Below are 238 nucleotides of genomic sequence, written 5' to 3'. Positions count from 1 at the left end.
CTGTCGAAGCAGCACATTCGCTACATGGTCGGCGGACGCTCGCCGCTCGCGCACGACGAACGCCTGTTCCGCTTCGAGTTTCCCGAGCGGCCGGGCGCGCTGATGAAGTTCCTGTCCTCGATGGCGCCGAACTGGAACATCAGCCTCTTCCATTACCGGAACCAGGGCGCGGACTACAGTTCGATCCTCGTCGGCATTCAGGTGCCGTCGGCGGAAGATTCGGAATTCGCGCGCTTCC

Annotated in this window: 1 pseudogene; it reads left to right on the top strand. The window is 63.0% G+C overall.

Annotated features, from left to right (window positions below):
• Window positions 1–238, top strand: a pseudogene (locus SB753_RS41175) (threonine ammonia-lyase, biosynthetic); the annotation flags it as partial.

The sequence above is a fragment of the Paraburkholderia sp. SIMBA_053 genome, from assembly GCF_046534895.1.
GTDB lineage: Bacteria > Pseudomonadota > Gammaproteobacteria > Burkholderiales > Burkholderiaceae > Paraburkholderia > Paraburkholderia caledonica.
Note: the sequence above shows the minus strand (reverse complement) of the source record. Positions and strands in the feature narration are given on the sequence as shown.